This window comes from Streptomyces sp. NPDC059740 (assembly GCF_042733155.1).
In the GTDB taxonomy this organism is placed as follows: Bacteria; Actinomycetota; Actinomycetes; order Streptomycetales; family Streptomycetaceae; genus Streptomyces.
On the sequence record NZ_JBHWGP010000029.1, the window covers coordinates 17467 to 44146 of the forward strand.

Genomic DNA, 26680 nt, shown 5'->3' on the forward strand with positions numbered 1-26680 from the left:
AGAACTCAGGAAGCGGTGCTTCCGAACTCCCGCTCCAGAGAGGCGATCTGGTTCGAGCCGAGACCGCGCACACGGCGGCTCTCGGAGATCCCCAGACGCTCCATGATCTGCTTGGCGCGGACCTTGCCGACGCCCGGCAGGGACTCCAGGAGGGCGGACACCTTCATCTTGCCGATGACCTCGTTCTCCTGCCCCTGCTTGATGACCTCGTGCAGGGATGCCCCGGAGTGCTTCAGTCGATTCTTGACCTCGGCGCGCTCCCGGCGAGCCGCGGCGGCCTTCTCGAGCGCGGCTGCGCGCTGTTCAGGGGTAAGGGGCGGAAGAGCCACGCCTACGTCACCTCGGATGTCGAACTGTCGGATACGGACCGTTGGAACCTAGTCGCACCGCCTAAGCGGAGCAACGAGCAACGCGCTTACGTGCAGTGCTCTGCTCGGAGACTAGCGGCCAAGGCGGCCGGAGTCAGCGAGAAAAGAGGAAAAGTCCTGGTCAGCTGTGGCCGACTGGGAGATTTCGCTACTAATGTCCCTCTTGTACGGCCGCTGCGCGCACCTCGTCGGCCCACCGCTGCGCCTCCGACCGCAGTGCCGCCACCCCCGGACCGTGCCGCAGCACCCCCCTGCTCACGCTGGGGACGACCTCGCGCACCGCAGCCCCGAAGACCGCGGGCAGGTCGGCGGGCGTGGCGCCCTGGGCCCCGATGCCCGGCGCCAGGAGCGGCCCGCCGATCCCCAGCGGGTACGCCGAGAGGTCACCGAGCGTCGCGCCGACCACCGCGCCGAAGGAGCCCAGCGGCGCGGAGGGGCCCGTGGCCGCCGGGACCTCCGCGGCCTCCCGGGCGTTCTCCTCGCGCAGGTGGTCCAGGACGGTCGCGGCCACGCTGCGTCCGTCGCCGCGCACCGCATGCTGGACCTCCCGCCCCTCGGGGTTGGAGGTGAGCGCCAGCGCGAACAGGCCGCCGCCGTGCTCCCGCGCCAGGTCCACCGCGGGCTGCAGGGACCCGTAGCCCAGGTACGGGCTGACCGTCACGGCGTCGCTGAACAGGGGCGAGGCCGGGTCGAGGTAGGTGGCGGCGTACGCGGCCATGGTGGAGCCGATGTCGCCACGCTTGGCGTCCATGAGCACCAGGGCGCCGGCCGCGCGCGCCTGGGCGACCACGTCCTCCAGCACCGCCGTGCCGCGCGAGCCGAACCGCTCGAAGAACGCGGACTGCGGCTTGAGCACCGCGACGCGGTCGGCCAGCGCCTCCACCACGGTGCGCGCGAACCGCTCCAGCCCGGCCACGTCGTCGCTCAGACCCCAGGAGGTGAGGAGCGAGGCGTGCGGGTCGATGCCGACGCACAGCGGCCCGCGGGCGTCCATGGCGGCGCGCAGCCGGGCGCCGAAGGGGAGGGGGGCGGTGGTCACGGGTTCACCTTCCGGGCTTCGGCGCCGACGGCCTCGGCGAGGGTGGCGTAGGGGCTCTCGCGCAGCAGGTCCGCGAGGCCGCGGTGCAGGCGGCGGCACCACAAGGGCCCCTGGTAGATGAAGGCGCTGTAGCCCTGGACCAGGGTGGCGCCGGCCAGGATGCGCTCCCAGACGTCCTCGGCGCTCTCCACGCCGCCGACGCCGACGAGCGTGATGCGGTCCCCGACCCGTGCGTGCAGCCGGCGCAGCACCTGAAGCGAGCGCTCCTTGAGGGGCGCGCCGGACAGGCCGCCGGTCTCCGCCACCAGGCTGGACGCGGACCGCAGGCCCAGGCCCTCGCGGGCGATGGTGGTGTTGGTGGCGATGATGCCGTCCAGGCCCAGTTCCAGTGCGAGGTCGGCCACCGCGTCGACGTCCTCGTCGGCGAGGTCGGGGGCGATCTTGACCAGGAGCGGGACGTGCCGGTCGGTGACCGTGCGGTCGGCCGCCTCCCGCACGGCGGTGAGCAGCGGCCGCAGGTGGTCGACGGCCTGGAGGTTCCGCAGGCCGGGTGTGTTCGGCGAGGAGACGTTGACGACGAGGTAGTGGGCGTGCGGGGCGAGCCGCTCGGCGGAGGTGACGTAGTCGCCGACCGCCTCCGCCTCGGGCACCACCTTCGTCTTGCCGATGTTGACGCCGAGGGTGGTGGCCATGACGGGCCGGCGGGCGGCCAGGCGGGCGGCCACCGCTGCCGAGCCGTCGTTGTTGAAGCCCATCCGGTTGATGAGCGCGCGGTCGGGGACGAGCCGGAACAGGCGCTTCCTGGGGTTGCCGGGCTGCGGCTCGCCGGTGACAGTGCCGATCTCGACGTGGTCGAAGCCGAGCATCGCCATGCCGTCGATCGCGACGCCGTTCTTGTCGAAGCCGGCGGCCAGGCCGAAGGGGCCGTGCATGCGGCGGCCGAGCGCCTCGACGCGCAGCTCCCGGTGGCGGGGCGCGAGGACGGCGGCGGCGAGGGTGCGCAGCACGGGGGTGCGGGCGGCGAGGCGGATCCAGCCGAAGGCCAGGTGGTGGGCCTTCTCGGGGTCCATCCGCCGGAAGAGGGCGTGGAAGAGGAGTCGGTACATCGCGGAGGGGTGCCTTCCGGCGGGGTGGGCCTGCGGGAGCGGGGGCGGCGGGCGGCGCGCACCGGCCGGGCGGGGAAGCGTCTCCCCCGCCCGGCCGGTGCCGCGCGCCCTGTCAGGGGTCCTTGCCATATGAGCGTCCGATGAGGTCGCGTGGTCTGGTGCCGTGCATCGCAAGGCGCCGTCGAGTCCTCGTAGCGGAGCTACCAGGGCTTTTCGGCAACGCCGCGAGGTGCGGTGCCAGACCACGCGGCCCGGGCGGGCATATGGCAAGGACCCCTTACGCCAGGCGGGCGGCGGTGAGGTGGGCGGCGTGCTCCTGGAGGGAGCGGACCGTGACCTCGCCGCCGGACATCGCCTCGATGCCCTGCACCGCTGCGGCCAGCGCCTGCACGGTGGTCAGGCACGGCACGGAGCGCGCGACGGCGGCCGTGCGGATGTCGTAGCCGTCCAGGCGGCCACCGGTGCCGTAGGGGGTGTTGACGATCAGGTCGACCTGGCCGTCGTGGATGAGCTGGACGATGGTCTTCTCGCCGTTGGGGCCCTCGCCCTCGCTCTGCTTGCGCACCACGGTGGCGTTGATGCCGTTGCGGCGCAGGACCTCGGCGGTGCCGGAGGTGGCCAGCAGCTCGAAGCCGTGCGCGACCAGTTCCCGGGCCGGGAAGATCATCGAGCGCTTGTCGCGGTTGGCGACCGAGACGAAGGCGCGGCCCCGCAGCGGGAGCGCCCCGTAGGCGCCAGCCTGCGACTTGGCGTACGCCGTGCCGAAGACGGTGTCGATGCCCATGACCTCGCCGGTGGAGCGCATCTCCGGGCCGAGGATGGTGTCCACGCCGCGGCCCGAGGTGTCGCGGAAGCGCGACCAGGGCATCACGGCCTCCTTGACGGAGATCGGCGCGTCCAGCGGCAGGGTGCCGCCGTCGCCGGTCTTCGGCAGCATGCCCTCGGCGCGCAGCTCGGCGACGGTGGCGCCCAGCGAGATGCGGGCGGCGGCCTTGGCCAGCGGCACGGCGGTCGCCTTGGAGGTGAACGGCACGGTCCGCGAGGCGCGCGGGTTGGCCTCCAGGACGTAGAGGATGTCGCCGGCCATCGCGAACTGGATGTTGATCAGTCCGCGCACCCCGACGCCGCGGGCGATGGCCTCGGTGGAGGCCCGCAGCCGCTTGATGTCGAAGCCGCCCAGGGTGATGGGGGGCAGGGCGCACGCCGAGTCGCCGGAGTGGATGCCGGCCTCCTCGATGTGCTCCATGACGCCGCCGAGGTAGAGCTCCTCGCCGTCGTAGAGCGCGTCCACGTCGATCTCGATGGCGTCGTCGAGGAAGCGGTCGATGAGCACCGGGTGCTTGTCGATCAGGCCGGCGTGGCGCTCCAGGTACTGCTCCAGGCTGGCCTCGTCGTAGACGATCTCCATGCCGCGGCCGCCCAGGACGTAGGACGGCCGGACCATGACCGGGTAGCCGATCTCGGCGGCGATGGTGCGGGCCTCGGCGTAGGAGAAGGCCGTGCCGTACTTGGGGGCGGGCAGGCCGGCCTCGGCGAGCACCCGGCCGAAGGCGCCGCGCTCCTCGGCGAGGTCGATGGCCTCCGGCGAGGTGCCGACGATGGGCACGCCGTTGTCCTTGAGGGCCTGCGCCAGGCCCAGCGGGGTCTGGCCGCCGAGCTGGACGACGACGCCGACGACAGGGCCGGCCGCCGCCTCGGCGTGGTAGACCTCCAGGACGTCCTCGAGGGTGAGCGGCTCGAAGTAGAGCCGGTCGGAGGTGTCGTAGTCGGTGGAGACGGTCTCCGGGTTGCAGTTGACCATCACGGTCTCGTAGCCCGCGTCGCTGAGCGCGAAGGAGGCGTGGACGCAGGAGTAGTCGAACTCGATGCCCTGGCCGATGCGGTTGGGCCCGGAGCCGAGGATGATCACGGCCGGCTTCTCGCGCGGCGCGACCTCGCTCTCCTCGTCGTAGGAGGAGTAGAAGTACGGGGTCTTCGCGGCGAACTCGGCGGCGCAGGTGTCGACCGTCTTGTACACCGGACGCACACCGAGGGCGTGGCGCACCTCGCGCACGACCTCCTCGCGGGTCGAGCGGATCTCGGCGATCTGCTGGTCGGAGAAGCCGTGGCGCTTGGCCTCGGCCAGGATCTCCGGCTCCAGGGCCGGGGCGGCGGCGATCTCCTGGGCGATCTCGTGGATCAGGAAGAGCTGGTCGACGAACCAGGGGTCGATCTTCGTGGCGTCGAAGACCTCCTGCTGGGTGGCGCCGGCGCGGATGGCCTGCATGACGGTGTTGATGCGGCCGTCGGTGGGCATCTCGGCGCGCAGCAGCAGGGCGCCCTTGTCACCGGGGTCGCCGGTGAAGGCGAACTGGCTGCCCTTCTTCTCCAGCGAGCGCAGTGCCTTGTTGAGCGCCTCGGGGAAGTTGCGGCCGATGGCCATGGCCTCGCCGACCGACTTCATGGTGGTGGTGAGGCGGGCGTCGGCGGCCGGGAACTTCTCGAAGGCGAACCGGGGCACCTTGACGACGACGTAGTCGAGGGTCGGCTCGAAGGAGGCCGGCGTCTTCTCGGTGATGTCGTTGGGGATCTCGTCCAGCGTGTAGCCGACGGCCAGGCGGGCGGCGATCTTGGCGATCGGGAAGCCGGTGGCCTTGGAGGCGAGCGCGGAGGAGCGGGAGACGCGCGGGTTCATCTCGATGACGATGACCCGGCCGTCGACGGGGTTGACGGCGAACTGGATGTTGCAGCCGCCGGTGTCGACGCCGACCTCGCGGATGATCGCGATGCCGACGTCACGCAGTACCTGGTACTCGCGGTCGGTGAGCGTCATCGCCGGGGCGACGGTGATCGAGTCACCGGTGTGGACGCCCATCGGGTCGAAGTTCTCGATCGAGCAGACGACGACCACGTTGTCGTTCTTGTCGCGCATCAGCTCCAGCTCGTACTCCTTCCAGCCGAGGATGGACTCCTCCAGGAGCACCTCGGTGGTCGGCGAGAGGGTGAGGCCGGTGCTGGCCATGCGGCGCAGCTCCTCCTCGTCGTGGGCGAAGCCGGAGCCGGCGCCGCCCATGGTGAAGGAGGGGCGGACGACGACGGGGTAGCCGCCGAGCTCCTCGACGCCCTTCATGACGTCGTCCATGGAGTGGCAGATGTAGGAGCGCGCGGACTCGCCGTGCCCGATCTTGCGGCGGACCTCCTCCACGACCTCCTTGAACCGGTCGCGGTCCTCACCCTTGTTGATCGCCTCGACGTTCGCGCCGATCAGCTCGACGCCGTACTTCTCCAGGGTTCCGGCGGTGTCGAGGGAGATCGCGGTGTTGAGCGCGGTCTGGCCGCCGAGGGTCGGCAGCAGCGCGTCGGGGCGCTCCTTGGCGATGATCTTCTCGACGAACTCCGGGGTGATCGGCTCGACGTAGGTGGCGTCGGCGATCTCCGGGTCGGTCATGATCGTCGCCGGGTTGGAGTTGACCAGGATGACGCGCAGGCCCTCGGCCTTCAGGACGCGGCATGCCTGGGTGCCGGAGTAGTCGAACTCCGCGGCCTGGCCGATGACGATCGGGCCGGAGCCGATGACCAGGACGGACTGGATATCGGTGCGCTTAGGCACGCTGGCCCTCCATCAGGGTGACGAAGCGGTCGAACAGGTAGGCGGCGTCGTGCGGTCCTGCCGCCGCTTCGGGGTGGTACTGGACGCTGAAGGCGGGGCGGTCGAGGAGGTTGAGTCCCTCCACCACGTTGTCGTTGAGGCAGACGTGGGAGACCTCGGCCCGGCCGAAGGGGGTGTCGGAGACGCGGTCGAGCGGGGCGTCGACGGCGAAGCCGTGGTTGTGCGCGGTGACCTCGACCTTGCCGGTGGCGCGGTCCTGGACCGGCTGGTTGATGCCGCGGTGGCCGTACTTCAGCTTGAAGGTGCCGAAGCCGAGGGCGCGGCCGAGGATCTGGTTGCCGAAGCAGATGCCGAAGAGCGGGGTGCCGCGCTCCAGGACGCCGCGCATGGCGGCGACGGGGGCGTCCGCGGTGGCCGGGTCGCCGGGGCCGTTGGAGAAGAACACACCGTCGGGCCCCACGGCGTAGATGTCCTCGGCGGTGGCGGTGGCCGGCAGCACGTGCACCTCGATGCCGCGCTCGGCCATGCGGTGCGGGGTCATTCCCTTGATGCCGAGGTCGACGGCGGCGACGGTGAACTTCTTCTCGCCGATGGCGGGCACCACGTAGGCGGCCTTGGTGGCGACCTCGGCGGAGAGGTCGGCGCCGGCCATCTCGGGTGCCTGGCGGACCTTGGCGAGCAGCGCGGTGTCGTCGACACGGGCGCCGGCCTCGGTGGTGAGGGCCTCGCCGGAGAAGATGCCGACGCGCATGGCACCGCGTTCGCGCAGGTGGCGGGTGAGGGCGCGGGTGTCGACACCGGAGATGCCGACAACGCCCTGGGCGGCGAGCTCGTCGTCCAGGGTGCGTACCGAGCGCCAGTTGGAGGGGGTGCGTGCGGGGTCGCGCACCACGTAGCCGGCGACCCAGACGCGCGCCGACTCGGGGTCCTCGTCGTTGACGCCGGTGTTGCCGATGTGCGGGGCGGTCATGACGACCACCTGGCGGTGGTAGGAGGGGTCGGTCAGCGTCTCCTGGTAGCCGGTCATGCCGGTGGAGAACACGGCCTCGCCGAAGGTCTCCCCCACGGCCCCGTAGGCACGGCCGCGGAAGATGCGGCCGTCCTCCAGGACGAGTACGGCGGGGGCCCGCGTGGCTCCCGGGGCGGAGGTGGTCATCGTGCGCCTTCCTTCGGTGCGTTCTCGGATGTCTTCCCGCGCGCCCCGGCGGGGGTGCCGGAATCGGGGAGGGTGAAGTGTTCGGGGCTGAGCCGGTCGACCTCGCGCACCCAGGCCGGGTGCTCGCCGGCGTCGTCGGAGCGGAATCCGGAGTCGACCAGCCGGTCGCCGTGGCTGAAGGTGACGACGAGGAGGCCGCCCTCGGGCAGCACCTTGCCGGCGATGCCGCGTTCCAGGCGGGCGCCGCGCAGCCGCTCGGCGGGGATGTGGAAGTCGCGGGAGCCGGGCCGCAGCACGGTCAGGCCGCTCGCGTCGAGGGTGAGCTCGGCCCGGCTGCGGACGCCCAGGTCGTGGGCGACGATCCGGTCCAGCCACTGCCCGGCGGTGGTCGAGCCGTGGTAGCGGCCACTCAGCGTGAGGAGCGGCTCACCGGTGTGCTCGGGGGGCGCGGGCAGGTCGGGGATGTCGCTCTGCACCGTCTGCCGCCACTTCCAGCCCTGGCGCATCAGCCAGTAGACCAGTGCCACCACCAGGACCAGCCCCACGACCCAGCCGATGCGGGCGGGCCAGTCGGTGACGGGCGCGGAGTGCTGCGCCGCCGCCCGCGGCAGGGCCGCCGCGATCTGTGGAACGCTCACGTCAACTTCCCCTCGACGACCGTCGCACGGCCCCGCAGGAAGGTGTGGATGACGCGTCCCGGCAGCTCACGCCCCTGGTAGGGGGTGTTCCGGCTGCGGGAGGCGAAGCCCGCGGGGTCCACGACTCCACGGTAAGCGGAGTCGAGGAGGGTCAGGTTCGCGGGCTCGCCGACGGCCAGGGGGCGGCCCTGCCCGGCGAGGCGGCCGATGGCGGCGGGCCGGAAGGACATCCGGTCCGCGACGCCCGCCCAGTCCAGCAGCCCGGTCTCCACCATGGTGTGCTGCACCACGGAGAGCGCGGTCTCCAGGCCGACCATGCCCATGGCCGCGGCGCCCCACTCGCAGTCCTTGTCCTCGTGGGGGTGCGGGGCGTGGTCGGTGGCGACGCAGTCGATGGTCCCGTCGGCGAGCGCCTCGCGCAGCGCGTGCACGTCGGCCTCGGTGCGCAGCGGCGGGTTGACCTTGTAGACGGGGTTGTAGGAGCGGACCAGCTCGTCGGTGAGGAGGAGGTGGTGCGGGGTGACCTCGGCGGTGACGTTCCAGCCCTTGGACTTGGCCCAGCGCACGATCTCCACGGAGCCCGCGGTGGAGAGGTGGCAGACGTGGACGCGGGAGTCGACGTGGGCGGCGAGCAGCACGTCCCGGGCGATGATCGACTCCTCGGCCACGGCCGGCCAGCCACCCAGCCCGAGTTCGGCGGAGACCAGGCCCTCGTTCATCTGGGCTCCCTCGGTCAGGCGGGGCTCCTGGGCGTGCTGGGCCACGACGCCGTCAAAGGCCTTCACGTACTCCAGGGCGCGCCGCATGATGACGGCGTCGTGGACGCACTTGCCGTCGTCGGAGAAGACCTTCACGCCGGCGGCCGAGTCGTGCATGGCGCCGAGCTCGGCGAGCTGGCGCCCTTCCAGGCCGACGGTGACGGCGCCGACCGGCTGCACGTCGCAGTAGCCCGACTCGCGGCCCAGGCGCCAGACCTGCTCGACGACGCCGGCGGTGTCGGCGACGGGGAAGGTGTTGGCCATGGCGTGGACGGCGGTGTAGCCGCCCGCGGCGGCGGCCTTCGTGCCGGTCAGGACCGTCTCGGAGTCCTCCCGGCCGGGCTCGCGCAGGTGGGTGTGGAGGTCGACGAGGCCGGGGAGCAGCACCTGGCCGGCCGCCTCGACCACCTCGGCGCCGTCCGCGGCGAGGTCCGGGCCGAGGGCGGCGATGCTTTCGCCGTCGATCAGGACGTCAGTGGGCTCACCGCCGAGCGGCTTCACACCGCGGATCAGGGTCTTGCTCATCGGTTGTTCTCCTCGGTGGCGCGGGGTTCGGCGGGGGCGCTCAGGGCGGACTCGTTGCCGCCGAGCAGCAGGTAGAGGACGGCCATGCGGATGGAGACGCCGTTGGTGACCTGTTCGACCGCGGTGCAGCGGGGCGAGTCGGCGACCTCGGCGGTGATCTCCATGCCGCGGTTCATGGGGCCGGGGTGCATGACGACGGCGTGCTCCGGCATGCGGGCCATGCGGTCGCCGTCCAGGCCGTAGCGGCGGGCGTACTCGCGCTCGGTGGGGAAGAACGCGGCGTTCATCCGCTCCCGCTGTACCCGGAGCATCATCACGGCGTCGGAGCCGGCCAGCACCCGGTCCAGGTCGTAGGAGACCTCGCAGGGCCAGGACTCCACGCCGACGGGCAGCAGGGTGGGCGGGGCGACCAGGGTGACGTGTGCGCCCAGGGTGCCGAGCAGGTGGACGTTGGAGCGGGCGACCCGGCTGTGGAGGATGTCGCCGACGATGGTGACGCGGCGGCCTGCGAGGTCCTTCCCGCTGCCGATGTGGCGGCGCATGGTGAAGGCGTCCAGCAGGGCCTGGGTGGGGTGCTCGTGGGTGCCGTCGCCGGCGTTGACGACGGACCCGCCGATCCAGTCCGAGGTCGCCAGGCGGTGCGGGGCGCCGGAGTCGTGGTGGCGGATGACGACGGCGTCGGCGCCCATGGCCTCCAGGGTCAGCGCGGTGTCCTTGAGCGATTCGCCCTTGGAGACCGACGAGCCCTTGGCGGAGAAGTTGATGACGTCCGCGGAGAGACGTTTCGCCGCGGCCTCGAAGGAGATCCGGGTGCGGGTGGAGTCCTCGAAGAAGAGGTTGACGACGGTGCGGCCGCGCAGCGTGGGCAGCTTCTTGATGGGCCGGTCCGCCACCCGGGCCATCTCCTCGGCGGTGTCGAGGATGAGGACGGCGTCCTCATGGGTGAGGTCGGCGGCCGAGATGAGGTGACGCATCATCCGGTTTCTCCGTAGGTGGGTGAAGTCGGGCGGGATTGTCCGGCGCGTGGGCATGCCGATCCACCCGGCGGTGCCGGGCGGGGTGTCGGTGGCTAGCGCTCGCCGGTCGGGGCGGTCTGCTTCACTCCGAGCAGCACGGCGTCGCGGCCGTCCTCCTCGGCGAGCTGGACCTTGACCGTCTCCCGCAGCGACGTGGGGAGGTTCTTGCCGACGTAGTCGGCGCGGATGGGCAGTTCCCGGTGGCCGCGGTCGACGAGGACCGCGAGCTGCACGGCGCGGGGGCGGCCGATGTCGCCGAGCGCGTCGAGCGCGGCGCGGATGGTGCGGCCCGAGAAGAGCACGTCGTCCACGAGCAGCACGAGCCGGCCCTCGACCCCGTCGCCGGGGATGTCGGTGCGGGCCAGCGTGCGGGCCGGGCCCAGGCGCAGGTCGTCGCGGTACATGGTGATGTCGAGGGAGCCGACGGGCACGGCGCGGCCGGTGATCTCCTCAAGCTTCGCGGCGAGCCGCCGGGCGAGGAAGACGCCGCGGGTGGGGATGCCCAGGAGCACCACGTCGTCGGCGCCCTTGGCGCGTTCGACGATCTCGTGGGCGATGCGGGTGAGCATCCGGGCGATGTCGGGGCCCTCGAGCACGGGCCGGGGCGCTGCGGCGCCCGCGTGATCGGTACTGCTGGGTGCGTCCATACGAAACGGACCTCCTTCTCCGCCTCACGGGACGGCTCTTAAAGGACGTCTGGGGTGTCGCGGGCCACAAGAGACCGGAAGCCTCATGCCGGACCTCGACGCGTCAACCGTATCAGGGGCATGTGCGCAGCTCGCACGGCCCTGCCCCACCACTGGCATGCCTCGTTCAGCTTGACGGATGGAGGTTACGCTGCGTAACCTTACGGTGAGTTACCAGCCACGCGGCGGAGCCCGCACATGTTCCAGCGTCCGGGGAGCTTTATGTCCAGCGAATACGCCAAGCAGCTCGGGGCCAAGCTCCGCGCCATCCGCACCCAGCAGGGCCTCTCCCTCCACGGCGTCGAGGAGAAGTCCCAGGGCCGGTGGAAGGCCGTGGTGGTCGGGTCGTACGAGCGCGGCGACCGCGCGGTGACCGTCCAGCGCCTCGCCGAACTGGCCGACTTCTACGGCGTGCCGGTCCAGGAGCTGCTCCCGGGGACGACCCCCGGCGGCGCGGCCGAGCCGCCGCCGAAGCTCGTCCTGGACCTGGAGCGCCTGGCCACCGTGCCCGCGGAGAAGGCCGGCCCGCTGCAGCGCTACGCGGCCACCATCCAGAGCCAGCGCGGCGACTACAACGGCAAGGTGCTCTCGATCCGCCAGGACGACCTGCGCACCCTCGCCGTCATCTACGACCAGTCGCCCTCGGTGCTGACCGAGCAGCTCATCAGCTGGGGCGTGCTCGGCGCCGACGCGCGCCGCGCCGTCCAGCACGAAGAGGTCTGAGCGACCGCGGCACCCCGCGACCGGCGGGCGGTGGAAACCGCCCCGCCCGCCGTCCGGATCAGCGGGTGCGGTACTGCGCCCCGACGACCTCCGGCAGCAGCCGTTCGGCCAGCCGCGGCGGGAGTGCCTGGAGCACCGCGAGGACGGGCGCCATGCGCTGCGGCAGCGTCCCGTCGGCACCGACGCCGGCCAGCGTGAGCGCCGCCGCCACCTCCTGGTCGGTCATCGTCTCCGGGTCCAGTCCGGCGGCCGCCGCCGGCAGGGCCGGGTCCACCCGCACCGGCCCGTGGCTGCGGGCCCGTGCCACGGCCGCCGCCAGCTCGGTGAGCAGGCTCCGCACCGCCTCCGCCCCCGCAGCCGCCGCCGTGACCGTCAGGTGGAGGTTGGCCGGGGAGACACCGAAGGCCGGTTGCGGCTGGAGGTACCAGCCACTGCCCCGCAGCTCGTCGGCGACGACGAAGACGTCCAGGCCGGGGTCGTCGGAGGCGACGGCCACCAGTGAGGCGTCCGGGCGCCCCAGGACCCGCAGCCCCGGGATCCGCCCCACCCCCTCGGTGATCTCCTGCACGGCACGGTGCACCCGCAGCGCCAGGTCCCGGTAGCCGTCGGTGCCGAGGTACCGCAGCACCGCCCAGGCCGCCGCCAGCGGACCTGCCGGCTTGGTGCCCTGCAAGGTGGCGTTGACGACCGGGTAGCCCGGCCAGGAGGCGTGGGCGAACCAGCCGTGGCGGCGCAGCCCGGCGTCGGCGAAGAGCAGCACCGAGGCGCCCTTGGGCGTGTAGGCGTACTTGTGGAGGTCCACCGCGAGTGAGGTGACGCCCGGCACCGAGAGGTCGAAATCGGGCACCGGGACCACCTCCGCACCGCGCAGGTGTCCCAGGTACCAGCCGCCGATACAGGCGTCGACGTGGCAGAGCACCCCCCGCCCGGCCGCGAGGGCGGCGACCTCGCCCACCGGGTCGACCACTCCGTGGGCGTAGGAGGGCGCCGAGACCACCACCAGGGCGGTGCGGTCGGTGAGCGCCGCAGCCACTCCGGCGGGGCGGGCCCGGAAGGTCTGCGGGTCGACGGGGACGCTGACGACCCGCAGGCCCAGCAGTTTCGCCGCCTTGTGGAAGGCCGGGTGCGCGGTGACCGGCAGGACGAGCTCCGGTGCCGTGACGCCACGGGTGGACCGGGCGTGCTCGCGGGCGGTGAGGACGGCCAGCAGGCAGCTCTCGGTGCCGCCGCTGGTGAAGGTGCCGGCACTTGCCGGGCCGCCGCCGAGCAGCGCCGCGGCCCGGGCCACGACGTCGTTCTCCAGGGTGACGACGCTGGGGAAGGCCGTCATGTCCAGCCCGTTGACCCCGGCGAAGGCCTGGTGCGCGGCCGCGGCCAGCTCCTCCAGTTCCGGCAGCCCCGCGTCGTAGACGTACGCCATGGTCCGTCCCCCGCGGACCGGCAGGTCCGCCGCCCGCAGCTCCGCGAGCCGGCGTAGTATCGCGGCCCCGCCGGCGGGCTCCCCGGCCGCCTCCTGCCGCGCCGCCGGTGTGTCCTGCCCGCTCATCCACTCTCCCGTCGCCGCGCCCGCGGGGCCCGGGGACGTCGCCCGGCAGGGCGGCGCCCGGGCCCCTTCTGATCACTGCGGCACGCTAGGCGACCCGTGCGGACATGCACCAGGCCCGGGACGGAACCGTGTGGTGGTTCCGTCCCGGGCCTGGTCGGTGTGGTGCGCGTCCTCGCGGGACCGGCGCCCGGCTCACGCCTCGCGGCGTGCCTTGGGCCCCACGTCCTTCAGCCGTCCCAGCAGACCGTTGACGAAGGAGGGGGAGTCGTCCGTGGAGAACTCCTTGGCCAGCTGCACCGCCTCGTCGATGACCACGGCGTCCGGAGTCTCCTCCTCCCACAGCAGCTCGTAGGCGCCGAGCCGGAGGATGTTGCGGTCGACGACCGGCATGCGGTCCATCGTCCAGCCGACCGCGTAGGTGGCGATCAGCTCGTCGATGCGGGTGACATGGGCGGCGTAGCCCTCGACGAGCTGCATGGTGTACTCGTTCACCGGCGGCTGTCGGGGGTCGGTCCGCGCGTGGCGCATCCAGTCGGCCAGGACGGTCTGCACGTCGGCACCCCGCTGGTCGGCCTCGAAGAGGATCTGGAACGCGCGTTTGCGGGCCTTGTTGCGGGCAGCCACGGTTAGCTGTTCACCCGGCCGAGGTACTCACCGGAGCGGGTGTCGACCTTGATCTTCTCACCGGTGGTGATGAAGAGCGGGACCTGGATCTCGTAGTCGGTCTCCAGGGTGGCCGGCTTGGTGCCGCCGGTGGAGCGGTCGCCCTGGACGCCGGGCTCGGTCTCCTTGATGACGAGCTCGACCGCGGCCGGCAGCTCGACGTAGAGCACCTCGCCGTCGTGCTGCGCCACGACCGCCTCGAAGCCCTCGAGGAGGAAGTTCGCTGCCTCGCCGACGGTCTTGCGGTCGACGTGGAGCTGGTCGTAGGTGTCCATGTCCATGAACACGAAGTAGTCGCCGTCCATGTACGAGAACTGCATCCCGCGCTTGTCGACGTTGGCCGTCTCGACCTTCACACCGGCGTTGAAGGTCTTGTCCACCACCTTGCCGGAGAGCACGTTCTTCAGCTTGGTGCGGACGAAGGCCGGGCCCTTGCCGGGCTTGACGTGCTGGAACTCGACGACGGACCAGAGCTGGCCGCCTTCGAGCTTGAGCACCAGGCCGTTCTTGAGGTCGTTCGTGGATGCCACGGTTGCGGAATCTCCTGGACTACAGCTGGGTGGGAACGCAAGAAGAGTCCGCGGTGAACCTCCGGCTCACAGTGCGAGCAGCTCCTTGGTCGTGATCGTGAGTAGCTCTGGCCCGCCGTCCGTCTCGGGACGGACGACGAGTGTGTCGTCGATGCGGACCCCGCCCCGACCCGGAAGGTGGACCCCCGGAGCGACGGTGACCGGCACGCAAGCGTCCAGTTTACCCATGGCCGCGGGGGACAACTGGGGGTCCTCGTCGATTTCGAGCCCCACACCGTGACCGGTGCGCGGCCCCAGACCCGCACCGTACCCCGCGCCCTCCAGCACGGTACGCGCCGCGTGGTCCACCTCCCGGCACTCCACGCCCGGCACCAGCGCCTGCCGGCCGGCCCGCTGAGCGGCGAAGACGACATCGTACAACTCGATCTGCCAGTCCGCGGGGGTGGAGCCGATGACGAAGGTCCGCCCGATCTCGCAGCGGTAGCCGCGGTAGTTCGCCCCCACGTTCACCGACAGGAAGTCGCCTTCCTCGACCCGCCGGTCGGTGGGGACGTGACCGGGCCGCCCCGAGTGCGGCCCGGTGCCCACCGAGGTGGGGAAGGCCGGCCCGTCCGCGCCGTGGTCCACCAGCCGGCGCTCCAGCTCCAGCGCCAGGTGCCGCTCGGTGCGGCCGACCAGGATCGACTCCAGCAGCTCCCCCAGGGCCTGGTCGGCGATCTCCGCCGCGATGCGCAGGCAGGCGATCTCGTCCTCGTCCTTGACCAGCCGCTGCGTCTCCACCGCGCAGCCCAGGTCGTCCAGGCGCAGCCTGGGCACGACCAGGGAGATGGTGCGGTGGCGGGCCACCGTGAGGTGGTGCTCCTCGACCGCCACCGAGTCCGCGCCGGCCCGCGCGGCGTACTCCGCGGCGGCCACCACCGGGTCGCCGCCGGGCGCCGAGGGCAGGACGCTGACCCGCAGGTCCTCGGCCGGGCGCCCTTCGGACGGCTCCCCGGTCGGGGGGCTCGGGCACAGCAGGGTGTCGTCCCCTTCGTGCACCAGGAGGGCGGCGCCGGCCGGCGCACACCCCGTGAGGTACCGGATGTTGGCGGGACGCGAGACGAGTGCCGCGGCGCTGCCCACGGCGGCGCACCGGTCCCGTAGTCGCGCGCGTCTGACCGCGTACAGCTCGGACATGTGGCGAGCCTATGTGCGTGCCCGTGCGGGGGCCGTCCGGGAGCCGCCGCCAGGGTGACCCGCTCGGCGTACCTCACCGCCGGACGGCGGCCGGCCGGGCCTTTCTCACCAGCTCGGCGGGGAGGCCAGGCTGCGGGCCACGACCTCGTCGAGCATGCGCGCGGTGGTCGCCACGTCGTGGGAGGAGTTGTCGATGATGGGCAGTCCGGAGCCGTACCAGCCGGCCATCCGGCCGTGGATGCGGGCGACCTCCTCGTCGGAGAGCCTACGGTTGCCGCTGCGCCGGGCGTTGCGCTCCAGGACGATCTCCAGCCCGGGCAGCAGCACCACCGGCAGCAGCCCCGGACCGACGTGCCGCTTCCAGCCGCCGAGGCCGACCACGGGGCGGTCGGGGAAGACGGCGTCGTCCAGGATGCAGGAGATGCCGTTGGCCAGGAAGTTGCGGGCGGCGAAGCCGCAGGTGCGGCGGGCCAGCCGGTACTGGGCCTCGGAGTGCTCGTTCCAGCCGGCCTGCGGGTCGGCGAAGCCGGCCCGGACCCACTCGCGGACGTCGTCGAGGCTGATGTGCGCGGTGGGCACCCGCCGCAGGTCGGCCCAGTGCCGGGCGACGCTGGTCTTGCCGGCGCCGGCGGGCCCTATCAGCAGGACGGCGACCGCGGCGTGCGCGACGTCCGGCACCGTCGCGTCCGGCTGGGGGCTGGGCAGGTCCACCAGTGCGCCCGGCGGCAGCGCCAGGTGGCCGGTCTGCTCGCCGGCCTGCGGCGGCGGCCCCTGGTAGCCGTGGCCCGGCCAGGCACCGGCAGGTGACCCGCCCGGGACGGGCGGCTGCGGTGCGGGGTGCTGCGGCGGGACGGCGGGGGCCTGCGGCGGGCCGGGACGGTGCGGCGGCACCGGGGGGTGCCCGGCGTGGTGGGCGTGCGGAGCCGGCTGCTCGGCGCTCTGGCCCCAGTGCCCGGCGGGCGGGGTTCCCGGGCCGGGTGCGGCCCGGTAACCCGGCGGCTGCGAGGGCCCCACTGCGTCCTGCATCGGTGGCTCTCCGTCTCGTGCGTGGCGGAACGTGTGCCGGCCGGCGTCGGGAGGACACGTCGCCGCGGGCCGGGGCCCTTCGGCGGCACGCTGAGGGGCACAGCGAACGGTACCGTTCCCCACCGGCTCAGTGGGAGCGCGGTCGCCCCGCAGGGGCCGGAACCCGCCGTGGGACGCGGGAGGCCGGGCACGGTGACGGCCCCTCACGGGGCCTGCGGCGGGGGGCCGCCGCCTGAGGGGGCGTCACCGGCGCGGGACCGGGTCAGTCCAGCTCCTCCGCCAGCGCCCGCAGCGCGAGCCGGTAGGAGCCGATGCCGAAGCCCGCGACCGTGCCGCTGGCCACCGCGGAGATCACCGAGGTGTGGCGGAACTCCTCACGGGCGTGCGGGTTGGAGATGTGGACCTCGATCAGCGGGGCGGTGCGCTGTGCCGCGGCGTCCCGCATCGCGTAGGAGTAGTGGGTGAAGGCGCCGGGGTTGATGACGACGGGTACCGCGCCGTCCGCGGCCTCGTGGAGCCAGCGCACCAGCTCGCCCTCGTCGTTGGTCTCGCGGACCTCGACGTCGAGGCCCAGCTCCTTGCCGAGCACGGTGCACTGCTCGACGAGGCCGGCGTAGCTCGTCGCGCCGTAGACGTCGGGCTCCCGGGAGCCGAGCCGGCCGAGGTTGGGGCCGTTGAGGACGAACACGCGGCGGGTCATGGGGACACCTCGTAGTGGCAGGGGGGCAGGGGGTGGGATGCGGTGGGCACCGCTGCAAGGCGGTGTCCGCGGGCCCGCCGTGGCGGCGGGGGCCGGCGGACACCGCCCCGGTCACCGTTCGAGGACGGTGGTCACTCGGCGATCTCGGCGTGCGCGGCCAGCAGCATCGCCGGGTCGGGGCTCTCCAGCACGGTGGGCTTGGCCAGGCCGTCCAGGACGATGAACCGCAGCCGGTCGCCGCGGGACTTCTTGTCGACCTTCATGTTCTCCAGCAGCTTGGGCCACTGGTCGCCGCGGTAGGTCAGCGGCAGGCCCACCGAGCCGAGGACGGACCGGTGCCGGTCGGCGGTCGCGTCGTCCAGCCGTCCGGCGATGCGGCCCAGCTCGGCGACGAAGACCATGCCGACGGAGACCGCGGCGCCGTGCCGCCACTTGTAGCGCTCGTTCTTCTCGATGGCGTGCGCCAGCGTGTGGCCGTAGTTGAGGATCTCGCGCAGCCCCGACTCCTTGAGGTCCTCGGAGACGACGCGGGCCTTGACCCGGATGGCACGCTCGATCAGCTCGGCGGTGTGCGGCCCGTCGGCGCGCCGGGCGCCCTCCGGGTCGGACTCGACGAGGTCGAGGATGGCGGGGTCGGCGATGAACCCGGCCTTGATGACCTCGGCCAGGCCGGAGACGTAGTCGTGGACGGGGAGCGAGTCCAGCGCCGCCAAGTCGCACAGGACGCCGACCGGCGGGTGGAAGGCGCCGACCAGGTTCTTGCCCTCGGCGGTGTTGATGCCGGTCTTGCCGCCCACGGCGGCGTCCACCATGCCGAGCACGGTGGTGGGGACCGCGACCCACCGCACGCCGCGCAGCCAGGAGGCCGCGACGAAGCCGGCCACGTCGGTGGTGGCCCCGCCGCCGACGCCGACGATCACGTCGCTGCGGGTGAAGCCGGTCTGCCCCAGCGCCTTCCAGCAGTACGCGGCGACCTCGACGGTCTTGGCCTCCTCGGCGTTGGGCAGCTGGATCGCGACGGCCTCGTAGCCCTGGGCCGCGAGGTCCTCACGCAGGGCCTCGCCGGTCGCCGCCAGCGCCTCCGGGTGGAGCACCGCCACGCGCTGCGCCTCGGTACCGATCAGCGCGGGCAGCTCGTCCAGCAGCTGCCGGCCGACCAGCACCTCGTAGGCGTCCGCACCCGCCGTGGCGCCGACCTGGATCCGGGTGACCTGCTCGCTCGTCATGCGTCCTTCAGCTCCAATGCGTCGAGGACGGCCGCAGCGACCTCCTCGGGGGTCCGTCCCTCGGTGCCCACCACGGCACGGGAGACCTCGGTGTAGAGGGGGCGGCGCTCCTCCATGAGCTGCCGCCACCGCTGCCGGGGGTTGACCACCAGCAGCGGACGCGGCGAGTCCAGTCCGACGCGCCGCACGGCCTCGCCGACGCCCATGTCGAGGAAGACCACCGGCAGGCCGGCCAGCAGCTCCCGGGTGCCGGCGTCGAGGATCGCGCCGCCGCCCAGGGCCAGTACCCCGTCGTGGGCGGCGAGGGCCGCGGCCACCGCCTCGCGCTCCAGCGCCCGGAAGTGCTCCTCGCCGTCGTCGACGAAGATGTCGGAGATCTCCCTGCCGGCGGCGGCGACGATGTCCGCGTCGGTGTCGCGGAAGCCCACGCCCAGCCGCTGGGCGAGCAGCGCGCCGACCGTCGACTTGCCGACGCCCATGGGCCCGACCAGGACGACGAGCGGGCGGGGGCGGACCTGGTCCACGCCGCTCACCGGATCGCCAGGTGTTCGAGGTAGGAGGTGACGTTGCGGTGGGTCTCGGCCACGTTGTCGCCGCCGAACTTCTCCGCCACCGCGTCGGCCAGCACCAGCGCCACCATGGCCTCGGCCACGATGCCGGCGGCCGGCACGGCGCACACGTCGGAGCGCTGGTGGTGGGCGGCGGACTCCTCGCCGGTGGCGACGTCGACGGTGCGCAGCGCCCGCGGCACGGTGGCGATGGGCTTCATCGCGGCCCGGACCCGCAGCAGCTCGCCGGTGGTCAGGCCGCCCTCGGTGCCGCCGCTGCGGCCGGAGACCCGGCGGATGCCGTGCTCGCTGGGGACGATCTCGTCGTGGGCGCGGGACCCCGGCACCCGGGCGAGGTCGAAGCCGTCGCCGACCTCGACGCCCTTGATGGCCTGGATACCCATGAGCGCACCCGCCAGGCGTGCGTCCAGCCGGCGGTCCCAGTGCACGTGGGAGCCGAGGCCGACGGGCACGCCGTAGGCGAGGACCTCGACGACGCCGCCGAGGGTGTCGCCGTCCTTGTGGGCCTGGTCGATCTGGGCGACCATCGCCTGGCTCGCGGCGGCGTCCAGGCAGCGCACCGGGTCGGCGTCCAGCCGCTCGACGTCCGAGGGCTTGGGGTGCACGCCGTAGGGGGCCTTGGCGGCGCCCAGCTCCACGACGTGGCTGACGATCTCGATGCCGGCGGTGCGCTCCAGGTAGGAGCGGGCCACCGCGCCGAGCGCCACCCGGGCGGCGGTCTCCCGCGCCGAGGCGCGCTCCAGCACCGGGCGGGCCTCGTCGAAGCCGTACTTCTGCATGCCGGCGAGGTCTGCGTGGCCGGGGCGGGGCCGGGTCAGCGGGGCGTTGCGGGCGAGTTCGGCCAGCTCCGCCTCGTCGACCGGGTCGGCGGCCATCACCTTCTCCCACTTGGGCCACTCGGTGTTGCCGACCATGACGGCCACCGGGGAGCCGAGGGTGCGGCCGTGGCGCACGCCGCCGAGGAAGGTGACCTCGTCGCGTTCGAACTTCATCCGGGCACCGCGGCCGTAGCCGAGACGGCGGCGCGCCAGGGCGTCGGCCACCATGTCCGTCGTGATCGGTACGCCGGCCGGAAGGCCCTCCAGCGTCGCCACCAGTGCGGGGCCGTGCGACTCCCCCGCCGTCAGCCAACGCAACCTGCTCAACGGTGCTCCTCGTGTGCGCCTGGGATGTTTCCCCGATCCTCCCATGTCGGCGGGGTGGGCCCGTGCGGCAGTCCACGGAACGGGACCTCGGGGCGTCGGCCCCAGGCGGTGGTCAGCGGCCGGCGAGCGCCCGCTGTCCGGCGGCCCGCATGGCGGCGAGCGGCGCCGGGGAGCGGCCGGTCATCAGCTCGACCTGGAGGACGGCCTGGTGCACCAGGAGGTCCAGACCCCCCAGCAGCACCCCGTCGCGCTTGGTCCAGGCCGCGGCGAGCGGGGTCGGCCAGGGCTCGTAGAGCACGTCGAAGAGGGTGCCTGGCCGCTCGGGCACGGCCTCGGCGAGCTCGTCGGTGGCGCCGGCCGGCGTGGTGGCGATCACCAGGGGGGCGGTGAGCGCCTCGGCGGCCCGCCGCCACGGCTCGGTGTGCACCGGGACGCCGAGCCGCTCGCCCCAGCCGCGCATCTCCTCGGCCCGGGCGTCGCTGCGCACGTAGGCGGTGACCTCGGCCACGCCCACGCGGGCCAACGCGGCGACCGCGGACCCGGCGGTGGCGCCCGCTCCGAGGACGGCGGCGTGCGGCACGCCGGTGACACCGCGCTCACGCAGTGCGGCGACCAGGCCGGGCACGTCGGTGTTGTGGCCGACGCGGCGGCGGTCGGCCGTCCACACCACGGTGTTGACGGCCTCGACGGCCCTCGCGGTGTCGCTGACCTCGTCCAGCAGCGGGATGACGGCCCGCTTGAGCGGCATCGTCAGCGAGAGCCCCAACCAGGACGCGTCCAGTTCCGCCAGGAAGCCGGGCAGGGCCTCCTCGGTCACCTCGTGGCGGCCGTACTCCCAGTCGGCCAGGCCGAGTTCGGCGTAGGCCGCGCGGTGCAGCACCGGGGAGAGGGAGTGGGCGATGGGCGAACCGAGGACGGCGGCGTGCCGCGTTTCAGTGGCCGGAGCTGTCATCGAACTTTTCCTTGAGCCGGAGGAATTCGGAGTGGGTCCTGGCGAACTCCGTCTTGTTCATGCCGTCGGTCGCCACGAAGTACAGCCAGCCGTCGTGCGTCGGGGCGAGGGTGGCCTTGAGCGCCTCCTGGCCCGGGTTGTCGATCGGGCCGGGCGGGAGTCCCCGGTGGGTGTAGGTGTTGTACGGGTTCTGATCGGAGTTGATCTCCCGCTCGCTGATGTCGATGTTCGACTGGCCCTTGAGGTAGTTGTAGGTCGAGTCGAACTGGAGCTTCTGGTTGGTGTCGGTGTTGGTCGGCTTGAGCCGGTTGTAGACGACCTCCGCCATCTTGCGGAAGTCCTCGTCCGTCTTGCCCTCCGCCTGGACCAGGCTGGCGACGGTGACGAGGTCGCGGGGCGAGTCCAGGCCGAGCTTGGATGCCTGGCCTGCGAGGTCGTACCGGGTGTAGCTGGCCTTGGCCCGGGAGACCATGTCCTTGAGGACCGACTCGGGTGTCGCGTGGTCGCCGACGCTGTACGTCGAGGGCCAGAGGAAGCCCTCCAGCGGGTCCATGACGTCGGGGCCGGGCTCCGCCCAGGAGGGGAGGCCCAGCTTGTCGGCGTCCTCCTTGGCCACCGAGGCCGTGGTGCCGGGCTTCACCTTGAGCTTGGCGTCTATGAGCTTGTAGATCCCCGCGTTGCGGGTGCCCTCGGGGACGGTGAGGCCGTTGCGGCTGGTCGGGTTCAGCATGAGGCTCACCGCGGCGGCGCCCGACATCCGCTTGTGCATGTTGTAGGCGCCGGGCTGGATGGTGTTGCCCTTGGGGTTGTCGGTCGCCGCCGCCACGAAGGCCTGGGAGCTCTTGACGACGCCGGCCTTCTCCAGGACGCGGCCCATGTCGCCGGTGGAGGCGCCGTCGGGGATCTCGACCTGCGTCGACCCCGAGCCGGAGCCCTCGTAGTCCGGGGGCGGGGCGAAGTGGGTCTGGTAGAAGTCGTAGCCGAACCAGCCGACCACGCCGACGCCGGCCACCAGTACGGCGCTCATGGTCAGGCAGGCCAGGCCGCTGCGGCGCTTGGGCCTGCCGCCGCCGCGGCGCCCGCGCCGTCCGCCGTCGCCGTCCTCGTCCTCGTCCGGGTCCGCGGGCTCCGGGTCGTGGTCCCCGAAGGCCGCGTGGCCCTCGGTGCCGTCGTCGAAGAAGGCGTCGCCGGGGGTGGCCGCCGGGGTGCCGCGGCGGGGGCCGGGGACGTGCTCGCCGGTGTCGGTCGCCCAGCCGTGCGGGTCGCCGTCCGGGTCCGCCCACTGTCCGTGGCCGTCCTCGCCGCCCTGCCACTGCCCGTGACCGGGCGCACCGTCCCAGCCGCCGTGCGGGCCGTCCTGCTGCGGGACGTGGGGGAACTGCGCGGTCTCCGGTCCGGCGGCCTGCGGGTGCCGGCCGTACGCGTCGGGCCCGGCGGCGTAGGCGTCCGCGCCGGGGTGGTAGGCGTCGTGGCCGGGGCCGTAGGGGTCGGCACCGTAGGGCTCGGCGGGCCGCTCGGCCGCGTACGGGTCGTAGGCGTAGCCGGGGTCCTGGTAGCCGGGCCCGGGGTGGTGCCCGCCGGGGTGTGCCGGCTGGGCGGGGTAGGACGGGTGGCCCTGCCAGCCGCCGGGGTCCATCGGGAGTTCGCCGGTGCCGTGCGGGTCGCCGCCCCAGCCCTGGCCGTAGTAGGTGCCCTGGCCCAGGTGGTCCTGGCCGGGGTAGCCCTGGCCGGGCTGGGCGGTGCCGTCGGCCGGGGGGCCGTAGGGGTCGGCCTGGTGGCCGGCCTGCGGGTGCTGCTGGTGGGACGGTGCCCGGGGGACGCCCTGGCCGCCGTAGTTCCCCGAGTCCCCGTAGAGGGGGTCCTCCGGGTGCCACGGTTCATGGCCGTAGCCTCGGCCGTACTCAGTCATCGATCCCCTAGGGCCGCGAGGCCCGCGCGGTCACCCGGGCACCTCAGCCCGTGCGCGGCCTCTTCCTGCACCGGGGGCCGTCCGTGTTCCCGGCCCCGTCGCGCGAGACGTTACCGTACCGCCCTCAGGTCACCGGCTGGACCGGTTCACCTGGTGCCTGACCGGAGACCCGCTCGGTCTCCAGTGCGCTCTGCAGGATGACCACGGCAGCCGCCTGGTCGACGACCGAGCGGCCCTTCTTGGACCGTACGCCGGAGGCCCGCAGCCCCTGGGCCGCGGTGACGGTTGTCATACGTTCGTCGACCAGCCGCACCGGCACCGGCGCGAGTGTGCGGGCCATCTCGGTGGCGAACGCGCGCACCTTCGCCGCGGCCGGGCCCTCCGTCCCCTTCAGGGAGCGGGGCAGCCCGACCACGACCTCCAGTGGCTCGTACTCGGCGACGATGGCGGCCAGCCGCCGGTGGGCGGCCGGGACGTCGCGTCCCGGCACGGTCTCCACCGGGGTGGCGAGGACCCCGTCGGGGTCGCACGAGGCGACCCCGATCCGGGCGTCCCCGACGTCGACGGCGATGCGCCTTCCGCGTCGCACGGCTCAGGCCGCCTCGGTCACGAGGCGCTCGACGGCCTGGAGGGCCTCCGGGACGGCCTCGGGGTTCTGGCCACCGCCCTGGGCCACGTCCGGCTTGCCGCCGCCTCCGCCGCCGAGGGCCTTGGCGGCGGCGCGGACCAGGTCGCCGGCCTTCAGGCCCCGCTCGCGGGCGGTCTCGTTGGTGGCGACGACGGTCAGCGGACGACCGCCGGCCACGCTGAACAGGGCGACGACGGCCGGACGGTCGGACGGGATGCGGCCGCGGACGTCGAGCACCAGGGTGCGCAGGTCGTCGGCGGTGGTGCCGTCGGGGACCTGGGCGGCCACGAGCGCCACCCCCCGCACGTCGCGGGCGCCGGCGGCGAGGCCCCCGGCGGCCTGGAGCACCTTCTCGGCGCGGAACCGCTCGATCTCCTTCTCGGCGTCCCGCAGCCGGGTCAGCACACCGGAGATGCGCTCCGGCAGCTCCTCGGGGCGTCCCTTGACCAGCTCGGTGAGCTGGGAGACGACGGTGTGCTCGCGGGCGAGGAACTTGTAGGCGTCCACGCCGACCAGGGCCTCCACGCGGCGCACGCCGGAGCCGATGGAGGACTCGCCGAGCAGCTTGACCAGGCCGAGCTGGGCGGTGTTGTGCACGTGGGTGCCGCCGCACAGCTCCTTGGAGAAGTCGCCGATGGTGACGACGCGGACCCGGTCGCCGTACTTCTCGCCGAACTCGGCGATGGCGCCCTGCTTGCGGGCGTCGTCCATGGACATGACCTCGGCCCGGACGTCGAGTTCGCGGGCCAGCACCTCGTTGATCTTCTGCTCGACGTCGGTGAGGACGGCGCCCGGCACGGGCGTCGGCGAGCCGAAGTCGAAGCGGAAGCGGCCCGGGGAGTTCTCCGAGCCGGCCTGGGCGGCGGTCGGCCCGAGGGCGTCGCGCAGCGCCTGGTGGGTGAGGTGGGTGGCGCTGTGGGCGCGGGCGATGGCGCGGCGGCGGGTGACGTCGATGGCGGCGTAGGCGGTGGCGCCCAGGACGACCTCACCGACCTGCACGACGCCCTTGTGCACGATGACGCCCGGGACCGGCTGCTGCACGTCGCGGACCTCGACGACGGCGCCGGTGTCCAGCTTGATCCGGCCGGTGTCGGCGAGCTGGCCGCCGCCCTCGGCGTAGAACGGGGTGCGGTCCAGGACGACCTCGACCTCGTCCCCCTCGGCGGCGGCGGGGGCGCTCGCGCCGTTGACGAGCAGGCCGACGACGGCTGCCTCGTTCTCGGTGGAGCTGTAGCCGGTGAAGTGGGTGGTGCCGGCTGCGTCGGCGACCTCACGGTAGGCGGAGAGGTCGACGTGGCCGGACTTCTTGGCACGGGCGTCGGCCTTGGCGCGCTCGCGCTGCTCCTTCATCAGGCGGCGGAACCCCTCCTCGTCCACCGAGAGGCCCTGTTCGGCGGCCATCTCGAGGGTGAGGTCGATGGGGAAGCCCCAGGTGTCGTGGAGCAGGAAGGCCTTCTCGCCCGGGAGGACGGAGCCGCCGGCGGCCTTGGTGTCGCTGACGGCGGTGTCCAGGATGTTGGTGCCGGACTTCAGCGTCTTGAGGAAGGCGTTCTCCTCGGCGAGCGCCACCGTCTCGATGCGCCGGCGCTCGGTCAGCAGCTCGGGGTACTGCTGGCCCATGGTCTTGACGACGGTGTCGACGAGTTCGCCGACGACCGGGCCGGTGGCGCCCAGCAGCCGCATGTTGCGCACGGCGCGGCGCATGATGCGGCGCAGCACGTAGCCGCGGCCCTCGTTGCCGGGGACGACACCGTCGCCGATGAGCATGACGGAGGTGCGCATGTGGTCGGCGACCACGCGCAGCGAGACGTCGCTGTTCTCGGCGGCGCCGTAGCGCACGCCGGACAGCTCGGTGGCGCGGTCGATGACGGCCCGCAGGGTGTCCGTCTCGTACATGTTGTGGACGCCCTGCAGGATCATGGCGAGGCGTTCCAGGCCGAGGCCGGTGTCGATGTTCTTGCTGGGCAGCTCCCCGAGGATCGGGAAGTCCTCCTTGCCCTCGCCGGCACCGCGCTCGTACTGCATGAAGACCAGGTTCCAGATCTCCACGTAGCGCTCGTCGTTGACGGCCGGACCGCCCTCGACGCCGAACTCGGGGCCGCGGTCGTAGTTGATCTCCGAGCAGGGGCCGCAGGGCCCGGGGACGCCCATGGACCAGTAGTTCTCGCTCTTGCCCAGGCGCTGGATGCGCTCGGCGGGGACGCCGACCACCTCGCGCCAGATCCGCTCGGCCTCGTCGTCGTCGAGGTAGACGGTGATCCACAGGCGCTCGGGGTCGAGGCCGTAGCCGCCGTCGGCGACCGAGGAGGTGAGCAGCTCCCAGGCGAGCTTGATGGCACCTTCCTTGAAGTAGTCGCCGAAGGAGAAGTTGCCGCACATCTGGAAGAACGTGCCGTGCCGGGTGGTCTTGCCGACCTCCTCGATGTCCGGCGTGCGCACGCACTTCTGCACGCTGGTGGCGCGCGGGGCGGGCGGCTTGACCTCGCCCAGGAAGTACGGCTTGAACGGCACCATGCCCGCGGGGACCAGCAGCAGGGTCGGGTCGTCCGCGATGAGCGACGCCGACGGCACGACCAGGTGCCCACGCTCCTCGAAGAAGCTCAGCCAGCGGCGGCGGATTTCAGCCGACTCCATCAGTGGTCCTCATTCCTCTTCCGGCCGGTGGTCTCACCGGTGTTCTCGTGTCGCTCGATGCCGCGGGGCCCCTGGTGGGAGCCGAGTCGCGCGGTACCGGGCACCGGCTGCGGGCGTGCGGGCAACCGGCGTGCCGGCTCCGCCTCCCGCAGGCCGAGCGCCTCGTGAAGCTGTTCCTCACGGTCCGCCATTCCCGTCCGTACGTCCACCGCAAATCGACGGACGCGCGCGCCGGCGGCCAGTGCCCGGTCCGCGGCCTGTGCCGCGAGCGAGTCGGGCTGGAGCCTGCGGAGCTTGGTGTGCACCTTGGTGGTGGCCCACACGCCGGCGGCGGCGCCGGTGGTGAACCAGAAAGCGCGGCGGAACATGCCT

General features: G+C 73.0%; 24 protein-coding genes. 1 reads left to right on the forward strand and 23 read right to left on the reverse strand.

All coding sequences use genetic code 11. The features are described from left to right. Nucleotides 1–5: 5 nt before the first annotated feature. The 9 genes from ACFV3R_RS26135 to pyrR form a co-directional block, all read right to left on the reverse strand. Nucleotides 6–329 carry an integration host factor gene (locus tag ACFV3R_RS26135; protein ID WP_385587976.1) on the reverse strand — a complete coding sequence of 108 codons (324 nt, stop codon included), beginning with the start codon at nt 327–329 and terminating at the stop codon, nt 6–8. 190 nt (nt 330–519) lie between these two features. Beyond that, a complete protein-coding gene (pyrF, locus tag ACFV3R_RS26140) occupies nt 520–1407 on the reverse strand; it encodes an orotidine-5'-phosphate decarboxylase (protein ID WP_385587979.1) in 888 nt (295 codons plus the stop codon). After that, complete coding sequence (locus ACFV3R_RS26145) at nt 1404–2513, reverse strand: quinone-dependent dihydroorotate dehydrogenase (protein ID WP_385587982.1); 1110 nt, start codon at nt 2511–2513, stop codon at nt 1404–1406. The genes pyrF and ACFV3R_RS26145 overlap by 4 nt, the downstream gene beginning before the upstream one ends. Before the next feature lie 277 nt (nt 2514–2790). Continuing rightward, nucleotides 2791–6102 carry a carbamoyl-phosphate synthase large subunit gene (carB, locus tag ACFV3R_RS26150; RefSeq protein ID WP_385587985.1) on the reverse strand — a complete coding sequence of 1104 codons (3312 nt, stop codon included), beginning with the start codon at nt 6100–6102 and terminating at the stop codon, nt 2791–2793. Continuing rightward, on the reverse strand, nt 6095–7258 hold the full coding sequence (carA, locus tag ACFV3R_RS26155) for a glutamine-hydrolyzing carbamoyl-phosphate synthase small subunit (RefSeq protein ID WP_385587988.1): 1164 nt from the start codon (nt 7256–7258) through the stop codon (nt 6095–6097). Before carA ends, carB begins: the two co-directional genes overlap by 8 nt. After that, nucleotides 7255–7881, reverse strand: coding sequence for a hypothetical protein (locus tag ACFV3R_RS26160; protein ID WP_385588165.1), 627 nt, complete (start codon nt 7879–7881; stop codon nt 7255–7257). The genes carA and ACFV3R_RS26160 overlap by 4 nt, the downstream gene beginning before the upstream one ends. 11 nt (nt 7882–7892) lie before the next feature. Further along, complete coding sequence (locus ACFV3R_RS26165; protein ID WP_385587991.1) at nt 7893–9179, reverse strand: dihydroorotase; 1287 nt, start codon at nt 9177–9179, stop codon at nt 7893–7895. Then, a complete protein-coding gene (locus ACFV3R_RS26170; protein ID WP_385587994.1) occupies nt 9176–10156 on the reverse strand; it encodes an aspartate carbamoyltransferase catalytic subunit in 981 nt (326 codons plus the stop codon). Before ACFV3R_RS26170 ends, ACFV3R_RS26165 begins: the two co-directional genes overlap by 4 nt. 92 nt (nt 10157–10248) lie before the next feature. Continuing rightward, a complete protein-coding gene (gene pyrR, locus ACFV3R_RS26175) occupies nt 10249–10842 on the reverse strand; it encodes a bifunctional pyr operon transcriptional regulator/uracil phosphoribosyltransferase PyrR (protein WP_385587997.1) in 594 nt (197 codons plus the stop codon). A gap of 261 nt (nt 10843–11103) precedes the next feature. Here pyrR and bldD point away from each other — a divergent pair, with 261 nt between their 5' ends. Further along, nucleotides 11104–11604 (forward strand): transcriptional regulator BldD, encoded by a 501-nt coding sequence (gene bldD, locus ACFV3R_RS26180; protein ID WP_385588000.1) that lies wholly within the window; start codon nt 11104–11106, stop codon nt 11602–11604. 58 nt (nt 11605–11662) lie between these two features. Here the strand turns inward: bldD and ACFV3R_RS26185 are convergent, their stop codons facing one another. The 14 genes from ACFV3R_RS26185 to ACFV3R_RS26250 all read right to left on the reverse strand — a co-directional run bounded on the left by ACFV3R_RS26185 (nt 11663) and on the right by ACFV3R_RS26250 (nt 26676). Further along, complete coding sequence (locus ACFV3R_RS26185) at nt 11663–13150, reverse strand: pyridoxal phosphate-dependent decarboxylase family protein (protein WP_385588003.1); 1488 nt, start codon at nt 13148–13150, stop codon at nt 11663–11665. Nucleotides 13151–13342: 192 nt separating this feature from the next. Next, nucleotides 13343–13774: a transcription antitermination factor NusB gene (nusB, locus tag ACFV3R_RS26190; protein ID WP_385588006.1), complete on the reverse strand. Its 432-nt coding sequence runs from the start codon at nt 13772–13774 to the stop codon at nt 13343–13345. A gap of 2 nt (nt 13775–13776) precedes the next feature. Continuing rightward, the gene (efp, locus tag ACFV3R_RS26195) at nt 13777–14343 is read right to left on the reverse strand and encodes an elongation factor P (protein ID WP_385588009.1); all 567 of its coding nucleotides are present in this window, start codon (nt 14341–14343) and stop codon (nt 13777–13779) included. A 66-nt stretch (nt 14344–14409) separates the two neighbouring features. Next, entirely contained in the window at nt 14410–15519 is a 1110-nt protein-coding gene (locus tag ACFV3R_RS26200) for an aminopeptidase P family protein (protein ID WP_385588012.1), read from the reverse strand. Nucleotides 15520–15624: 105 nt separating this feature from the next. After that, complete coding sequence (locus ACFV3R_RS26205; RefSeq protein ID WP_385588015.1) at nt 15625–16545, reverse strand: AAA family ATPase; 921 nt, start codon at nt 16543–16545, stop codon at nt 15625–15627. A 262-nt stretch (nt 16546–16807) separates the two neighbouring features. Then, entirely contained in the window at nt 16808–17245 is a 438-nt protein-coding gene (gene aroQ, locus ACFV3R_RS26210) for a type II 3-dehydroquinate dehydratase (RefSeq protein WP_385588017.1), read from the reverse strand. A gap of 131 nt (nt 17246–17376) precedes the next feature. Then, nucleotides 17377–18471: a 3-dehydroquinate synthase gene (aroB, locus tag ACFV3R_RS26215; RefSeq protein ID WP_385588020.1), complete on the reverse strand. Its 1095-nt coding sequence runs from the start codon at nt 18469–18471 to the stop codon at nt 17377–17379. Beyond that, nucleotides 18468–18995, reverse strand: coding sequence for a shikimate kinase (locus tag ACFV3R_RS26220; protein WP_385588023.1), 528 nt, complete (start codon nt 18993–18995; stop codon nt 18468–18470). The genes aroB and ACFV3R_RS26220 overlap by 4 nt, the downstream gene beginning before the upstream one ends. Nucleotides 18996–19000: 5 nt before the next feature. Next, nucleotides 19001–20185 (reverse strand): chorismate synthase, encoded by a 1185-nt coding sequence (gene aroC / locus ACFV3R_RS26225; protein ID WP_385588026.1) that lies wholly within the window; start codon nt 20183–20185, stop codon nt 19001–19003. A 112-nt stretch (nt 20186–20297) separates the two neighbouring features. Continuing rightward, nucleotides 20298–21137, reverse strand: coding sequence for a shikimate dehydrogenase (locus ACFV3R_RS26230; protein ID WP_385588029.1), 840 nt, complete (start codon nt 21135–21137; stop codon nt 20298–20300). Further along, nucleotides 21118–23046: an endolytic transglycosylase MltG gene (gene mltG / locus ACFV3R_RS26235; RefSeq protein WP_385588032.1), complete on the reverse strand. Its 1929-nt coding sequence runs from the start codon at nt 23044–23046 to the stop codon at nt 21118–21120. The genes ACFV3R_RS26230 and mltG overlap by 20 nt, the downstream gene beginning before the upstream one ends. Nucleotides 23047–23170: 124 nt before the next feature. Next, the gene (gene ruvX, locus ACFV3R_RS26240; RefSeq protein WP_385588035.1) at nt 23171–23635 is read right to left on the reverse strand and encodes a Holliday junction resolvase RuvX; all 465 of its coding nucleotides are present in this window, start codon (nt 23633–23635) and stop codon (nt 23171–23173) included. A 3-nt stretch (nt 23636–23638) separates the two neighbouring features. Beyond that, nucleotides 23639–26308, reverse strand: coding sequence for an alanine--tRNA ligase (alaS, locus tag ACFV3R_RS26245; RefSeq protein WP_385588038.1), 2670 nt, complete (start codon nt 26306–26308; stop codon nt 23639–23641). Next, nucleotides 26308–26676, reverse strand: a complete 369-nt coding sequence (locus ACFV3R_RS26250; RefSeq protein ID WP_385588041.1) for a hypothetical protein — start codon at nt 26674–26676, stop codon at nt 26308–26310. Before ACFV3R_RS26250 ends, alaS begins: the two co-directional genes overlap by 1 nt. Nucleotides 26677–26680: the final 4 nt, after the last annotated feature.

Bases quoted from the DNA above. Each gene is read 5' to 3' on its own strand.
- ACFV3R_RS26205 (WP_385588015.1), bottom strand. From the start codon at position 16,545: ATGCAGGACGCAGTGGGGCCCTCGCAGCCGCCGGGTTACCGGGCCGCA.
- ACFV3R_RS26145 (WP_385587982.1), bottom strand. From the start codon at position 2,513: ATGTACCGACTCCTCTTCCACGCCCTCTTCCGGCGGATGGACCCCGAG.
- aroB (WP_385588020.1), bottom strand. From the start codon at position 18,471: ATGACGAGCGAGCAGGTCACCCGGATCCAGGTCGGCGCCACGGCGGGT.
- ACFV3R_RS26230 (WP_385588029.1), bottom strand. From the start codon at position 21,137: ATGACAGCTCCGGCCACTGAAACGCGGCACGCCGCCGTCCTCGGTTCG.
- ACFV3R_RS26250 (WP_385588041.1), bottom strand. From the start codon at position 26,676: ATGTTCCGCCGCGCTTTCTGGTTCACCACCGGCGCCGCCGCCGGCGTG.
- aroQ (WP_385588017.1), bottom strand. From the start codon at position 17,245: ATGACCCGCCGCGTGTTCGTCCTCAACGGCCCCAACCTCGGCCGGCTC.
- mltG (WP_385588032.1), bottom strand. From the start codon at position 23,046: ATGACTGAGTACGGCCGAGGCTACGGCCATGAACCGTGGCACCCGGAG.
- ACFV3R_RS26170 (WP_385587994.1), bottom strand. From the start codon at position 10,156: ATGATGCGTCACCTCATCTCGGCCGCCGACCTCACCCATGAGGACGCC.
- pyrR (WP_385587997.1), bottom strand. From the start codon at position 10,842: ATGGACGCACCCAGCAGTACCGATCACGCGGGCGCCGCAGCGCCCCGG.
- alaS (WP_385588038.1), bottom strand. From the start codon at position 26,308: ATGGAGTCGGCTGAAATCCGCCGCCGCTGGCTGAGCTTCTTCGAGGAG.
- ACFV3R_RS26200 (WP_385588012.1), bottom strand. From the start codon at position 15,519: ATGTCCGAGCTGTACGCGGTCAGACGCGCGCGACTACGGGACCGGTGC.
- ACFV3R_RS26185 (WP_385588003.1), bottom strand. From the start codon at position 13,150: ATGAGCGGGCAGGACACACCGGCGGCGCGGCAGGAGGCGGCCGGGGAG.
- bldD (WP_385588000.1), top strand. From the start codon at position 11,104: ATGTCCAGCGAATACGCCAAGCAGCTCGGGGCCAAGCTCCGCGCCATC.
- carA (WP_385587988.1), bottom strand. From the start codon at position 7,258: ATGACCACCTCCGCCCCGGGAGCCACGCGGGCCCCCGCCGTACTCGTC.
- ACFV3R_RS26165 (WP_385587991.1), bottom strand. From the start codon at position 9,179: ATGAGCAAGACCCTGATCCGCGGTGTGAAGCCGCTCGGCGGTGAGCCC.